The 14,022-nt window shown below is 65.2% G+C and carries 15 protein-coding genes, 1 tRNA gene and 1 pseudogene; 15 read left to right on the top strand and 2 right to left on the bottom strand.

Annotation, left to right across the window (positions count from 1 at the left end; translation table 11 throughout):
* Nucleotides 1-88: 88 nt before the first annotated feature.
* The 5 genes and pseudogenes from OG948_RS12620 (at nucleotide 89) to OG948_RS12600 (ending at nucleotide 4,673) form a co-directional block, all read left to right on the top strand.
* Entirely contained in the window at nucleotides 89-994 is a 906-nt protein-coding gene (locus OG948_RS12620) for a TIGR03619 family F420-dependent LLM class oxidoreductase (RefSeq protein ID WP_406296256.1), read from the top strand.
* 1,068 nt (nucleotides 995-2,062) lie between these two features.
* Nucleotides 2,063-2,320, top strand: a pseudogene (locus OG948_RS12615) (HNH endonuclease); the annotation flags it as partial.
* Nucleotides 2,321-3,106 carry a hypothetical protein gene (locus tag OG948_RS12610; RefSeq protein ID WP_406300404.1) on the top strand — a complete coding sequence of 262 codons (786 nt, stop codon included), beginning with the start codon at nucleotides 2,321-2,323 and terminating at the stop codon, nucleotides 3,104-3,106. It abuts the pseudogene before it with no gap.
* Between the two features lie 188 nt (nucleotides 3,107-3,294).
* Complete coding sequence (locus OG948_RS12605; protein WP_406296255.1) at nucleotides 3,295-4,014, top strand: hypothetical protein; 720 nt, start codon at nucleotides 3,295-3,297, stop codon at nucleotides 4,012-4,014.
* 95 nt (nucleotides 4,015-4,109) lie between these two features.
* Nucleotides 4,110-4,673, top strand: a complete 564-nt coding sequence (locus tag OG948_RS12600) for an NUDIX hydrolase (protein WP_406296253.1) — start codon at nucleotides 4,110-4,112, stop codon at nucleotides 4,671-4,673.
* 14 nt (nucleotides 4,674-4,687) lie between these two features.
* Here the strand turns inward: OG948_RS12600 and OG948_RS12595 are convergent, their stop codons facing one another.
* Nucleotides 4,688-5,779, bottom strand: a complete 1,092-nt coding sequence (locus OG948_RS12595) for a DUF1152 domain-containing protein (protein WP_406296251.1) — start codon at nucleotides 5,777-5,779, stop codon at nucleotides 4,688-4,690.
* A gap of 74 nt (nucleotides 5,780-5,853) precedes the next feature.
* Between OG948_RS12595 and OG948_RS12590 the strand changes: the two genes are divergently transcribed.
* The 10 genes from OG948_RS12590 to OG948_RS12545 all read left to right on the top strand — a co-directional run bounded on the left by OG948_RS12590 (nucleotide 5,854) and on the right by OG948_RS12545 (nucleotide 13,829).
* The gene (locus OG948_RS12590) at nucleotides 5,854-6,597 is read left to right on the top strand and encodes a GntR family transcriptional regulator (RefSeq protein ID WP_406296250.1); all 744 of its coding nucleotides are present in this window, start codon (nucleotides 5,854-5,856) and stop codon (nucleotides 6,595-6,597) included.
* 349 nt (nucleotides 6,598-6,946) lie between these two features.
* Nucleotides 6,947-7,315 carry an ATP-binding protein gene (locus OG948_RS12585; RefSeq protein ID WP_406296248.1) on the top strand — a complete coding sequence of 123 codons (369 nt, stop codon included), beginning with the start codon at nucleotides 6,947-6,949 and terminating at the stop codon, nucleotides 7,313-7,315.
* A gap of 133 nt (nucleotides 7,316-7,448) precedes the next feature.
* A complete protein-coding gene (locus OG948_RS12580; RefSeq protein WP_406296246.1) occupies nucleotides 7,449-8,180 on the top strand; it encodes a GntR family transcriptional regulator in 732 nt (243 codons plus the stop codon).
* Nucleotides 8,181-8,289: 109 nt separating this feature from the next.
* Entirely contained in the window at nucleotides 8,290-8,691 is a 402-nt protein-coding gene (locus OG948_RS12575) for a plasmid replication, integration and excision activator (protein ID WP_406296244.1), read from the top strand.
* A gap of 119 nt (nucleotides 8,692-8,810) precedes the next feature.
* On the top strand, nucleotides 8,811-10,178 hold the full coding sequence (locus tag OG948_RS12570) for an FtsK/SpoIIIE domain-containing protein (protein WP_406296242.1): 1,368 nt from the start codon (nucleotides 8,811-8,813) through the stop codon (nucleotides 10,176-10,178).
* A 32-nt stretch (nucleotides 10,179-10,210) separates the two neighbouring features.
* On the top strand, nucleotides 10,211-10,540 hold the full coding sequence (locus OG948_RS12565; protein ID WP_406296241.1) for a hypothetical protein: 330 nt from the start codon (nucleotides 10,211-10,213) through the stop codon (nucleotides 10,538-10,540).
* Nucleotides 10,533-10,811 carry a hypothetical protein gene (locus tag OG948_RS12560; protein ID WP_406296239.1) on the top strand — a complete coding sequence of 93 codons (279 nt, stop codon included), beginning with the start codon at nucleotides 10,533-10,535 and terminating at the stop codon, nucleotides 10,809-10,811. The genes OG948_RS12565 and OG948_RS12560 overlap by 8 nt, the downstream gene beginning before the upstream one ends.
* Entirely contained in the window at nucleotides 10,808-12,403 is a 1,596-nt protein-coding gene (locus OG948_RS12555; RefSeq protein ID WP_406296238.1) for a replication initiator, read from the top strand. Before OG948_RS12560 ends, OG948_RS12555 begins: the two co-directional genes overlap by 4 nt.
* Nucleotides 12,400-12,633, top strand: coding sequence for a helix-turn-helix domain-containing protein (locus OG948_RS12550; RefSeq protein WP_406296236.1), 234 nt, complete (start codon nucleotides 12,400-12,402; stop codon nucleotides 12,631-12,633). The genes OG948_RS12555 and OG948_RS12550 overlap by 4 nt, the downstream gene beginning before the upstream one ends.
* Nucleotides 12,633-13,829, top strand: a complete 1,197-nt coding sequence (locus tag OG948_RS12545) for a tyrosine-type recombinase/integrase (protein WP_406296234.1) — start codon at nucleotides 12,633-12,635, stop codon at nucleotides 13,827-13,829. The genes OG948_RS12550 and OG948_RS12545 overlap by 1 nt, the downstream gene beginning before the upstream one ends.
* A 106-nt stretch (nucleotides 13,830-13,935) precedes the next feature.
* On the opposite strand, the gene OG948_RS12540 is transcribed toward OG948_RS12545, so the two are convergent.
* A tRNA-Gly gene (locus tag OG948_RS12540) sits at nucleotides 13,936-14,009 on the bottom strand.
* Nucleotides 14,010-14,022: the final 13 nt, after the last annotated feature.

The raw sequence follows: 14,022 nt of genomic DNA, 5'->3' as shown, positions 1-14,022 counted from the left end.
CCCGAGTCGAGTGCCAGGCCCTACGGTCGAGTCAGTGTTGCCGACAGTCCGACGTAGCCGACCGATCGAGGCCAACCCGGAGGCGTACATGAGATTCGGCGTGAACATTCCCAACTACGGGCCCACCGCGAGCCCCGACGCGATGTTGACCTCGGTCCGGCATGCCGAGGATCTCGGCCTGGACCTGGCCATGCTGTCCGACCACATCGCGGTCACCTCGGACGTCGCCGCCCAATACCCGGCGCCCTTCTACGAACCGCTGACCGCCCTCGCCTGGCTGGCCGGCCGTACCGAGCGAATCCGACTGGGCACCACCGTCCTGATCCTGCCCTACCGCGACCCACTGCTGACCGCCCGAGTGACCGCCAACCTGGACCGGTACAGCGCAGGCCGCCTGGTCCTGGGCATCGGCATCGGCTGGGCCGAGGAGGAGTTCGCCGCGCTGAAGATCCCGTACGCCGAGCGCGGCCGGATCACCGACGAATACCTCGCGGCGCTGCACACGCTGTGGTCCGAGGACGTCGCCTCGTTCGAGGGCACCCACACCTCCTTCCACAACGTGCACACCGCCCCGCGCCCGCTGCAATCCCCGCGCCCACCGCTGTGGATCGGCGGCAACAGCCCCGCCGCCATCCGCCGCGCGGCCCGCCACGGCGACACCTGGCACCCCCTGGGCGTCACCCCGCAATGGCTCGAAAAGCAGGGCCTCCCCGCCCTCCGCGCCGCCGCCGAAGAGGCCGCCCGCCCAACCCCCACGGTCGCCCTGCGCACCCCACTCCGAGTCACCACCACCCCGATCCCCGACGCCGACCGCCTCCCCGGCGAGGGCACCCTCCCGCAAATCGAGACGGACCTGGCCACCCTCGCCACCCTCGGTATCGCCCACGTCCTCCTCGACCCCCGCTACCGCGAACCCACCCGCCTCCAGCCCCCCGAAACCGACCGCACCCACCTCGAAGCCATGGCCCCCCTCCTCACCACCCACCAGCCATAACCCGCCCGGCACGCAGCCGAGACCCCATCGACAACGGACCCCTGTCACCTCCGGGCATCCAAGCCGCCGACCGACATCAGGCGGATCCGGACGAACACCGGCATCGAATGCGCGATCGATCCGCCATCGAAGCTCGACGCGCGAGCCCCCTCCTCGGCCGTTCTCGAGCCGCCTCGGGGGCGGCCATGTACACCGACCGTGACGGCTTCGAGGGGTCGTGGGCCTCACCGGAGTACTACGGGACAAAGGTCGCTCGGCACCGGGACCAAAGACCCGCCTCTCCACCACGAAGCCGCCCCGGCAGGCCCCATCGCGGCACATCGATCCAGTGAGCGTGATCACGCGGCCACCGACGTGTCGCCCCACCGGACCAAGCCCGATCGAGCCGGGAGCCACACCAAAGCCGACGAAAAATCTGTCCGCCCCAATCCCCGAACGAGACCCGAACCCGCAAGCCCGCTTCAGAAGCCAAAGCCACGCCAGAACCACACAAGGGCCGAAAGTCCCGAGATACGACGAAGGCCCAGACCGGGGAAAACATCCCCTGACCTGGGCCTTCGTACTTCTGAGCGGGTGACGAGGATCGAACTCGCACCACTAGCTTGGAAGGGTTGCCTGTGATCTTGGGCGCGACGTGCGCAACAACCCACCTGCGGCAGGGCGTTCGCGCATCCCCTGAGTGCCCGTGAGGACCCCTGAGCCGCGCCCCGTTCTGGTGCGCATCTGGTGCGCAAGCCGGGCCTGCCTCGCTCCACAAGTGGGTGGTCGGTCTGGGGGTTCCCTCCTCGATCAGGCATGCCTGCACGGACCCGGGTTCCCGGAGGGGCGCAACGGCTCACAACGTGACGCTCGCGCTCGGCCGTTGCGCCCCTCCGGGGTTCCGGGTACGCCTCCGGTGCCCGATCGAGGAGGGAACCCCCAGACCCCAAGACCATCCACGAACCGCAGCGTGTATGCCCTGCTCACCCCCTCCGAGAGAGGGCCGGGGTCTGGGGCGGAGTCCCACTTCGAACCGCACTTTCTGTCGAATTAGCCCAGGGCGGCCGTTGCAACTGGCATGCTGGATATATGTCAATCAGTGTGCTGAATCGGAAACTGCTGTGGGGGCGCGCTGGGAACAGATGCGCATACTCCCAGTGTGCGGAGCTTTTGACAATTGACCTAGGGGAAGACTCGCCCATGTTTGCAGAGGCTGGGATTGTGATGGGAGAGGAGGCTCACATTAGATCGGCAAGAAAAGACGGCCCTCGATATGATGCGAAATATGACTCTGCCAAGTTGGATACATATGCAAACTTGATCCTTCTGTGTCCTACTCACCACACCTTGATCGACAAGAATGATGGAAAGCATGTTTCAGTGGAACTGATTCTCAATATGAAATCTTCACATGAGAAACAGGTGGCGGATCGACTCGGTCCGAGCGGTGAGATGGATCGCTCTATCTCAGAGCAAGCTGTTGCTCTACTCGCTCTCTGGGAAGAAAAGATTGACCTCGATCGCTGGAGCGACTTGACGGCGGAGTTAAATGCAGCCATTCCGAGACTCTTGGATTCGCGCTATGACAATCTGGTCAAGGCCGGGATGTGGATGCTTGGAATGCGATGGCCGGTGCGATATCCCCGCACGAAAGCAGCCTTTCGTAACTTGAATTCTGTCATTGGCGATCTGCTTGGGCACCTGCAAACCTGCATGATTCGGGAAAGTGAATACTTTTGGCATTTGCGCAGAGAATATAAGGGCATCGGATGGGATCCTGAGCTATACAAGCGGCTTTTTGCGGAGTTTCAAACTGAACGCATGTGTGTATATGTCTTGACAGCAGAGGCCACAAAGGCGGTCAATTGGCTCATCGATGTTGCGGCGGATGAAGTAGACATCTTCTTTCGCACTGAAGGGGGCATGGCTCTTATGTCCGATGGGGATTCCCTGTCCGGGAGATATGTTTACAGATTGGAGTATGACGAAGCAGACTTTGCCTTTGAATGTCCGTATCCAGGCTTTAGTATTATTCGGGATTATTTGTCGCATAGGATCGAACAAAACGCTCACTACTACGATTCTCATGGACTTTCGGATCTGGTCAAAGAAGCGCGTGAGAGCGAGATGTAGCCACGACTCGTGGCGTCCGGGGCCGCGTCGTGACCGGCGGGTGCGCCGCACGCGCGGCGCGGCCCCGGACGTCGGTGCGCGGAGCGCGCCGCTTGATCCAATAGAGCTAAATTCGGCAGTGTGACTCTGCGAAGCTCGCGAACTCTAGTCGCGTTGTGCTGAAGTTGACCCGAGACTAGGAGGCATCCTTGGAGTTCGTGACAGTTTCAACTGGCGCCGCAGTCGTCCGCAGCACGGGCTTTTTGCGAAACCAATGGAATCGCAGGAAACCACTACGCGTAAAGTTTGATCGAGTAATTCCTGGCGATTGGAAGCTTGCGCTCGACAGTGCAGATTCTTTGGCTGATATTCCGAAAGAATCACACTCCTCGTCCGATATGTATCGCTACCTCGCTGAGCGTGGAGCCTATGACTTCCGAGAGTCGCGGGCGCGACTGTCGATCCAGAACCGCAGTAATAGGGCTTGTGTGATCCGTGAAATTCGAGTAGTCAAAACCCGTGTCTCTTCACCGATTTCTGGCGTACGGGTCCGACATCCTCCGGCAGGGGCTGTAGATTTCATCTTTCTGAGCTTCGATTTGGATTCCCCTAGCCCGAACGCGTGGGAATGCAGTTATGAAGGAGTGCGACGTCAGATCGGAGATGTCCCATATTTCGATAAAAGAATAATTCAACTAATGCCTGGTGAAGCATGTGAACTTATCGTCATCGGTTCCACTGAAGCTGCGAGTTGTGAGTGGCATCTGGAAATCATCTTTGATGTCCAGAATAAGCGAAAGTGCTTGTCTCTAGACAATAAGGATCAAATGATAAAGACCTCTGGTGTTCCACTTTCTGGGTTTGAAGCTGACTTGCATTGGACGTGGTGGAAGGGACCGGATGCTCGGTTCGAACAGATTGACGGATAAAGCCGAATCTAAAAGTGAAGGCCGGGGCGGCTCATCCGGCTCGGTGTCTTTGTCAGGGGCCGGCTTGAGGGCGGCTTGGCCGGTAGTGTCCCTGTGTGGTTATTGACGATGACACTTCCTCGGCCTGGGTCGTTCATGGCGAGCGGATCATCTATGACAACGAATGGATGCGTGTCTTCCTGGCTGATGTTGAACTGCCTGATGGGGAGCGGTTCGAGCATCACGTGATCAAGCTGCGTACTGCGGCCATGGTGGTGCTGATCGATGATCAGGAACGGGTCCTGATGATGTGGCGGCATCGGTTTGTGTCGGACCGGTGGGGGTGGGAGATTCCCGGCGGGCTGGTCGAACCCGGGGAGGACCCGGAGGAGACGGCGCTTCGGGAGTTGCTTGAGGAGACCGGCTATCGGCCGGCCACTTTCCGGCGTGTGGCGCGCTTTCAGCCCATGGTCGGGATGGTCGACTCGTGGCATGAAGTGTTCGTGGGGGAGGGGGCCACCCAGGTCGCGGAGCCGACCGAGACGAGCGAGATGGCGCGTATGGAGTGGGTGCCGCTTGCGGATGTTCCGGACCTGATCGCCAAGGGGTTGATCTGGAGTTCGGGGGGCCTGGTCGGGCTCTTGCATGTCCTGGCGTTCCGCGGCGGCGTCCGACCGTAGGGATCGGCGCGGGCTTAAGTCCTCGTGGGCCAGACGAGTGGCGAGTCCGCGTCAGGGGTGGTCGTGATCAAAGCGGCTCGGAAGGCTGGCAACTGGGCCTGGGGGATTTCCAGGGCTTCGGCTAGGCGGCGGAACGTGACGTAGTCGCTGCTGCGGGTGGCTGCTTCTGTGAGGAACGCTTGCAGGCGGGACGAGTGGTCGTCCTTGCTGCTGTCCGTCGGTTGCCTTGTGTTGAGCCAGGTTGCCTTGTTGCGTTCGTGGTCGAGTTCGCTGAAGCCGCAGACGTCGCGGGTGATTTGTTCCGCCTGGTCCAGGGACGTGGTGGCGATCAGGCGGCGGGCCAGGAGGTTGATGGCCAAGGCGTCGTCTAGGTCGACGCGGTAGACGCTGGCGCTGGCTTCGGTGAGTACGACCGGTAGGCCGGCGTCGCGGATCTCGCAGACTCCTCGGGTCCCGCGGGCGGCTGCCGACAACAGGGCTGTGGCTTCCGAGGGGTGCCAGGTGAAGACCGGGAGGAAGGCGGTTGTCTGGTCGCGGGTCAGGGTGAAGGCCGGGTCGCCGAGCCGGGACAGGACTTCGGCTTGGAGGAGTTCGCCGTCCAGGCCGGGGCCGGCGACTGTGACGACCGTGGGCACGTGGGCGTTCGCGCATGCGGCCAAGGTGAGGGCATCCGCCAACGGGCTGCGTAGGCCGGGCTCGTCGCCTCGGGCGATGACGTCGCCTCCGACGTCGATGATCTCGATGCTGTCCGCACCGGTGTGGTTGATGGCTGCGGTGATCTGCTCGGTCAAGCCGTCGGCGCCGCGGTACGGGTCCAAGAGCGCGATCGCGGGCCTGATCTCACCCGAGAGGCGGGGCAGGGTCGACGAGCCGACCGGGTCGACGAGAGCTGACGTCGGGCGGATGGCGAGAACACCCGGGGCCAACGTTTCCAGGCCGCTGAAGTCGGCCGCGCTGCGTGGGCCTGGGCGTGGGTCGATGAGGAGCCGGTCCCACGCGTAGGTGAGGATCAGGGCTTCTTGGTCGGTGCCGTGTTCGGCTGCGTGGATCATGGCGGCGGCTACGGCGTCGCCACCTCCCCCAGCAGCCAGTAAGAGCCGCGTCACATGGTCACCCTATGCGGGTGGCAGGCAGCCCAGCTCTATAGTGGCCAGTGGTCATAGCCACTTTAGGAGGAGCAGTGCCCGAGATCGAGGAGAGCTTGCCGAAGTACCTTCAGATCGCCAACTTCCTGCGGGATCAGATCCTGCGCGGCGACCTTCGCCCCGGCGATGAGGTGTCTTCCGAGCGAGCCTTGGTGACGCAATGGGGCGTCTCTCGGCCGACCGCGGCCCGAGCACTCGACGCGCTTCGGCAACAGGGCCTGGTCGAGAAGCGGCAGGGCTCTGGTACGTACGTTCAGGAAGTCCAGATCCACCGACGGGCCCGCGAACGGTACGGACGTGCCCGTCAGTTGGGCAAGATCTATGGGCCCGGCGAGTACGCGGTGATCAAGTCGACCGGCCTGGTCGATGCCCCTGACTACGTCGTACGCGGTCTCGGGCTTCCGGCCGGAACGACGCAAGCGATCCACCGCCGGCGGGTGACGAACAACGAGGGTGGGCCGGTCGAAGTCTCGACGTCATGGTTCGCTCCGTCGCTTGTCGAGGTCGCGCCGCTGTTGCTGATCCCGGAGCGCATCCGGCAAGGCACTCTTGCCTATGTCGAGGACGTGACCGGACGGCACGGCCGATACGGCGAAGACAGGGTCTGCGCACGACTTGCACACGGTGACGAGGCCGCTGAGCTGGGGATGAGCGAACCAGCGGCGGTGATGGTCGTTCGGCACACGGTGTACGACGACGCCGATCGGCCGTTGGAGTTCGCGGAAGCGGTCTACCCGCAGGGTCGATGGGCCTTCGAGCGTGAGTACCCGCTGGGCTGATAGCACGCCGGAAGACGATCTGTGCAGAACCGCTTGCGCTCCGAAGTGGCCAATGCCACTATCCAGTAAGTGGCTAAGGCCACTTGAGGAGAGGGGGCGGCGGGATGGGCTCGTCAGGGAAGTCGGGGGACTCGCCGTCTCGGAAGTGCCCGCGCTGCCGCGGTCGCGGCTGGAAGCACGTGGGTGGTCGGGCGAGTGCGGCGCTGAGCGTCTCGAACGGCCGAAAGAGAGTCACTCAGAAGCGGCGCTGCCTCGACTGTGATGGCAGCGGTAAGGAGCGCACGTGACGATGTCCATCCCCATCAGTCCCATCGCACCAAGCCCGACAGCCCGACTCTTGGGTGGGATCGTGCTTCGTCCGGTTGCGGAAGCCGTCGCCGTCGGCCGTTCCCAGATGTCGACGCTGCTGGACATGCTCTACCCCGAATTCGACTCCGCCGATTGCGTGTTGATGCTTTCGGAGCTGGTCACCAACGCGGTTGAGCACGTCAAGGTCGCGTACGAGTGGCTGATCAACGTGCTGTGCTGGCTCGACGGGGACGTGTTGCGGATCGAAGTGCACGACCCCGGGCGTGGAATTCCCTTCTCGTGCGCGCCCGGACCGGAGGACTGCGACGGACGAGGTCTCTTCCTCGTCGGCATGCTCTCCGAGCACTGCGGAAGCGAGCGCGGCCGAGATGGCGGGACCATCGTGTGGTTCACCGTTCGCTTGGCCTGACCAGCCGGTTCCGCCAGTGACGCGTGGCCTGCTTGATCGACTGAGCTGCATGGATGAGCTTGAAAGTGGCTACATCTGCTGCGAATGTAGACGGGTCAACCGTTTGACAGGTCAAGTGAGAACCGGGTGCAGCATGGCGTATGAGGTGGCTCCACCGAAGTACGTGCGCCTGGTGCAGACGCTTCAGTCGCGCATCGAAGACGGCACCTATCCGGCCGGCTCGCTCCTGCCGAGCGAACACCAGCTCGTGCAGGCGTTCGGGATGTCGCGGCCCACCGTGGTGCGGGCGCTCCAGATCCTGCGGCAGGACGGCTGGATCGAGTCGCAGCAAGGTCGGGGCACCTTCGTCCGAGGGCGGCCCGAGTCGTCTCGCGCGACGCCTGCTCGCCGCGGCCTGGAGGTCATGGAGCGCGATGAGGACTCCGGCTCCGGCGAGTTGATCGCGGTCACGACGGTCGACCTTCCTCGACGGGCCGCCTCCGCGCTGGGCCTGCCTCCCGGCGCCAAGGCCCTTCTTCGGCGGTGGCTGGTGCGCGATGAGGACGGACCCTCGGACCTGGTCTCGTCCTACTTCCCACTGGAACTCGCGGAGCGCACGGACCTCGCCTCGGATCAGCCACTGCCCGGCGGGCTGAGGGCTCATCTCGAGAGCCGCGGCAAGGTCCGGATCGACCACATCACCGAGCGTATCTGCGCGCGGCGCGCCGGCGACCAGGAAGCCGAACTGCTGGAGCTGCCGGCGGGGGAGCCGGTGCTCGGTCTGCTGGTGATCGGCCACGACTCGACCGGTCGGGCCTGGTACGTCGCGGACGTGGTGTTGGCCGGTGACCGGCACGAGCTGGAAGACGTCTACTCGGTTCACTGAGGATCCCGCTGTGGGCGGCGGGTTTCCTCCGCAAAGCAACTTGACAAGTCAACCTGTCATGTCTAACTTCGATAGTGCTTGATAAGTCAACTGGACAAGGGGTGTGTTCGTGGCAATCAAGGGTGCGATCCCGGTGTCCTTCGCGGCGGTGTTCCCGTTCGGGGCGTTCGCGAAGTCGGTGGTTCCGATGGCCGACTTCGAGGCGTCCAAGGGCGGCGTGAAGGTTCAGGCGCGCGACAAGACGACCGGGCTGCCGGTCTGGGCGGTCTCCGTGGTCGACGGTGACCCGGACGCGAACGAGGCGACCGTGAAGGTCAAGGTCGCCTCGGACGCCGAACCGGTCCTTCCGGACGCGCTGCCCGGACTGCCGTTCCGGCCGGTGGAGTTCGAGGGCCTGACGGTGACGGCGTACGTCAACCAGTCCAACAACCGCGTGGCGTTCTCCTACCGCGCCTCCGGCCTGCGAGCGCCGGGTGGACCGCTGAAGAGCGCGATCAAGACGGCGGCCTGACGGCTCGTCGTGCACGGAGTACGACGCGGCCCCGGTGCGAACTGACTTTGGCGGGTCTCACGCACCGGGGCCGCCCCCATCCGAACGACCTGATGATCTTCGAAGGGGTGTCTCCCATCATGCATGTCTTCAACCGGCCCTGGGTGAGGCTGGGTGCCTTACTGCTCGTGGCCCTGTACGTCGTCTATGAGGCGGTGCGCGCGAAAGCCGGCCTGACTGCCTCGTACCTGGTCGTCTCCATCTACCTGACGTCGGCGGTGGCCGGCATTTGGTGGTGGCTGTTCTCCTTCGCGGCGCGAGTCCGAAGGGGCTGGCCCGCGTTGTCCAAGGCGCTCGGCCTATGGCAACAGGAACCGGTGTCGCGGATCGACGAGACCTTCGAGTACCGGTATCCGAAGATCCTGCGCATCCGCCGTCACCAACTGGGCTTCGACGTCGTCGTGTCCCTCCTGCCGGGGCAGATCCCGAAGAACCTCGGTGACCACGTCGAAGGGATCGCGCACACCTGGAAGGTCTTCCGGGTCGAAGCGTCCTCGCCTGCTCGGGGCGTCGTCGTACTGCGGGCCTGGTTCACGGACCCGCTGGCCGAATCCTTCGAGGCTCCTCCGCTGCCCGGACTGGGTGACATGGCCAAACGCGCTGCCGGGCTGGCGTCCATCCGGTTCGGGCGGCCGGCGGAGGAGCGCGAGGACCCGTGGACACCGGAGTTCACGTCTGCGGAGATCGGGCGGTGTGACGACGGGTCGCCGTGGCGGCTGCGACTTCACGGAACGCACGTCCTGGTGGCCGGGGTAACCGGCGCGGGCAAGGGGTCGGTGCTTTGGGGCGTCATCCGCGCGCTCCTGCCGGCTGCACGCTCGGGCATCGTGCAACTCTGGGCGTGCGACCCGAAGCGCATGGAGTTGTCCTACGGCCGGTCGCTCTTCCACCGCTACGCCTGTGAGCCGGCGGCCATGGTCGAACTCCTGGAAGACGCCGCGGGCGAGATGAATACGCGGGCCCAGACGTTCGCGGGCAAGGTTCGCAAGCACGAACCCTCTTCTGCCTGCCCGTTTGTCGTGCTGATCGTCGATGAGCTGGCGTTCCTGACGGCGTATCAACCGGACCGCGACCTACGAAAGCGCGCGGACGCGGCGATAGCCACGCTCACCTCACAGGGACGGTCCGTCGGGTTCTGCGTCATCGGGGCGTTGCAGGATCCGCGCAAAGAGGTCATGAACATCCGCAACCTGTTCCCGGACCGGATCGCCCTCCGGCTGGACGAGCCGAACCAGGTGGACATGGTCCTTGGCAACGGTGCCAGGGAGCGTGGCGCCGCGGCGGACCTGATCTCGCCGCAACCCGAGATCGGCGCGGGTGTCGGCTACGTCAAGCACGAGACACAGCCGGAACCGGTCCGCGTTCGAGCGGCGTTCGTCTCCGATGACGCGATCGACGCGATGGTCCACGACTACGGCCGACGCGGCGGCTTGGCGGCGGCGGCATGACATCCATCCCGATCCTGACCAACCTCGGGGACGTGCTCGCGGGCCTGGCCGCGCTGATCGAAGCCCGTCCGGCGCTGCCCGACCTGATCTCCGTCCACACGGTGTGGAGCGCGGAGACTGACGAGTGGAACCTGACGGCGCGCGTGTTCGACGACACCGACTCGGCGTTCGCTGCGGCAGCCGTTGGGATGTGGGCCGGAGAAATCGCCAAGGGCGTGACGACGTCGGCCCAAGTGACCACCTCGGGCGCGTCGTACGTGCAATACCAGGCGGTGGGCAGCATCGCGGGCGCCTCGATCACCGTGTGGTCGCGGGCACGTCTGAGCGATGAATCGACCGGTGAGGGGTCGTGCCATGGCTGAGCCGAGCATGAGCGAGCGCATGGCCGCGGTGTACAACCTGCTGGCACTTGCGGGGAGGGCGGTGGCCGTCTGGACTGGCGAGACGGACGGTCCCACCTCGGGGGGACGACGTGAGGCCGCAAACGCCGCTATCCAGGGCATCGACACGGCCACGGCGGTGCTCTATCGCGTGCGTGCAGATCTGGTCAGCCAGACGCGGCGGAGTGACGACGCCCTCATGGCTGAACTCGACCGAAGGTACGGTCCGTTGCCTCCGGCGGGTGATCGATGACTACCCGGGCGGAACGTGCGCGGATGCCGCTGGCACGTGAGGTAGTGCGGGCTGTGGCTCAAGAACACGGGGTCTGTGTCCGGCCGATCGCCCTGCGGCGCACGGATGTCATGACCGGTGAGACGACCGTGGTCGACATCCCATGCGGGGCGACGCTGGCGAGCGTGTGTCCGACCTGTGCGGAGCGGAAGCGGCGGTTGCGGATGGCGCAGTGTCGGGAGGGGTGGCACCTGACCGAGGAGCCGGTGCAGGAGGCGGACGAGCCGACCGACGAACAGCGGTTGCTGGCAGAGCTTCGGGCGGACTGGACGGAGAAGCACGACCTGGCGCGTGGCGGGGAGCGGGACGAACTCGGGGAAGACCTGGCGGCTGTGGACGAGGAGTTGGCCGACTCCGGGGTGCGCGGGAACATCGACCCTGACCCGGTCACGCGGCGGGTGCGGTCCACGCGGCGGCGGCAGGATGCTCCTGATCTGCCCCGGCGTGAGGTCGACGCGCGGACGGTTGGGAAGGCGTATACCGCGCCTGATGGCAAGGTGTTCCGGCCGTCGTTGTTCGTGACGCTCACGCTGCCCTCGTACGGGCGTGTACGCCGCGACGGGACGCCGGTCGATGCGTCGGCTTACGACTACCGGGCGGCGGCTCGGGATGCGCTGCACTTCTCGAAGCTGGTCGATCGGTTCGTGCAGAACTTGCGGCGCCTGGTCGGCTTCGACGTGCAGTACTTCGCCGCGGTGGAGTACCAGCGGCGGCTGGCACCGCATATCCACCTGGCGATCCGGGGCACGGTCTCCCGGGCCGAACTCCGCCAGGTCGCGGCAGCCACCTACCACCAAGTGTGGTGGCCAGCGTGCGACGAGCCGGTCTACTCGACCGACCTTCCGCCGGTCTGGGACTCGGAAGCCGGCACGTACCTCGACCCGTCCGACGGCGCCGAACTGCCCACCTGGGACGAGGCGTTGGACGACCTGGCCGACGACGCCGAACCCATCCACGTCGCCCGGTTCGGGACTCAGGTCGACGCGAAAGGCGTCCTGGTCGGCTCGCCGGACGCACGTCGCTGCATCGGCTACCTGACCAAGTACCTCAACAAGTCCGCACACGAGTCCCACGAAGCCCAGAGCGGCGCCCAGAACGCACACGTAGACCGACTCGTGGAAGCCCTCCGCTACGAGCCCTGCTCGCCCACCTGCGCCAACTGGCTGCTCTACGGGGTCCAGCCGAAGAACGCCCGCGCGGGCCTGCGCCCCGGCTGCTGCAAGGCGAAGGCCCACCGCCGCACCCACCTCGGCTACGGCGGCCGGCGGGTCCTCGTCTCGCGCAAGTGGTCCGGCAAGACCATGGCCGACCACAAGACCGAGCGTCGCGCCTGGGTCCTCGACCTCATCGGCCAACCCGCCGACGTCCCCGACCCCAACCGCTTCATGTGGCAACCGGTCGGCCGTGATGACCCGGACGTCGCACCGCTCTCCCATCGACTCCTCCGCGCCGTCGCCGAACGCGTCCGCTGGCGCACCGCCATGGACGAGGCGAAAGCCCGCGCAGACGGACCGCTCGACAATTCGGCAACTGCCCGGGGGAGGGCCGCATGACCGACAAGGCACCCAAGCCGCGCAAGCTCCTGACCGTCCCCCAAGCCGCCGAGCGTCTGAACGTCAAAGAGCGATACGTCCGGCGACTGATCTCCGAGCGGCGCATCACCTTCGTCCGTCTCGGTCGTCACGTCCGCGTGCCGGTCGACGCCGTTGACGCGCTCATCGGTGCCGGCACCGTTCAACCCCTCCTGCCCCGATCCGCTCAGCCGTGGGGGAGGGCCGCGTAATGCCGAACAACAAGGGGAGCCGTCGCCGGTTCGGCGCTGTCCGCCAATACCGTTCGGGTCGATGGACCGCGAGCTACCTCGGCCCCGAAGGCACCGAACACCGATCGCCCCAGACCTTCGAGACCAAGACGGACGCCGAGATCTGGCTGTCGCAGGTCGAAGCGGACATCACGCGTGAGAACTGGATCGATCCCGACGCAGGCAAGGTGCTCTTCGGCCCGTACGCGAAGCAGTGGGTGGCCGATCACCCCAAGCTCGCGGTGAGCACGCGCGAGCTGTACGAAATCCTGCTCCGGCTCCACATCGGCCCGACCTTCGATGGCAAGGAACTCCGCGCCATCAAGGAGCCGAACGTCCGGGCCTGGCGCTCCGGCCTGCTCAAGAGCGGCGTCGGCCAAGTCACCGTGGCCAAGTCGTACCGACTCCTGCGCGCGATTTTGTACACCGCGGCCGACGACGGTGTGATCAAGCGCAACCCGTGCCGGATCAAGGGCGGCGGCGACGAGCACTCACCCGAACGACCGACGCTGACCCTGGATGAGGTCTTCCGCGTTTCGGAAGCGATCGACCCTCGCTACCGCGCCATGGTCCTGATCGCGACGTTTCTCGGATTCCGCCTCGGTGAGCTGGCCGGCCTCCGCCGGAACTCCGTCGACCTCGACAACGGGCTGATCCACGTCCGCCGGGTCGGTGGCCAGACCAACAAGGGGACTTTGTACGAGAAGGACCCCAAGAGCACGGCGAGCAGGCGCAGCGTCACCATCCCGGAGACGATCCTTCCGGAGATCAAGATTCACCTGGACGAGTACACGGGCAAGGAGCCGGACGCGCTCTTGTTCCTCGGCCCACGCGGCGGCGCGATCCGCCGGAACAACTTCAACCGCATCTGGAAGCGGGCCCTTCGCAAAGCCGGAACCAAAGATGTCCATTTTCATGACCTTCGGCACACTGGGAACACACTTGCGGCCTCTACCGGGGCAAGCCTGCGTGAGCTGATGGCACGGATGGGACACTCCTCGACCCGTGCGGCGCTCATCTACCAGCACGCGACCGCAGAACGTGACAAAGAGATCGCTGCGGCCGTCAGTGCCAAGATCCAGGCGGCGCGGAAGCCGGTCGTCGCCCCCAAGCCCGTTCGGAAGACGGCAAAGAATCGAGCCAAGAAACCGGCCTCGGAGCGATCCGACCGGGACTAGACCGCCGGGACCATCTGGTGCGCATCTGGTGCGCGCCCCTCGAAAGAGCCCGGGCACGACAAAGGCCCAGATCAGAGAAACAACCTCTGACCTGGGCCTTTACCTTTGGAGCGGGTGACGAGGATCGAACTCGCACCACTAGCTTGGAAGGCTAGGGCTCTACCATTGAGCTACACCCGCAGCTGGTGTGGCG

The sequence above is a fragment of the Embleya sp. NBC_00888 genome (assembly GCF_045207655.1).
GTDB lineage: Bacteria > Actinomycetota > Actinomycetes > Streptomycetales > Streptomycetaceae > Embleya.
Note: the sequence above shows the minus strand (reverse complement) of the source record. Positions and strands in the feature narration are given on the sequence as shown.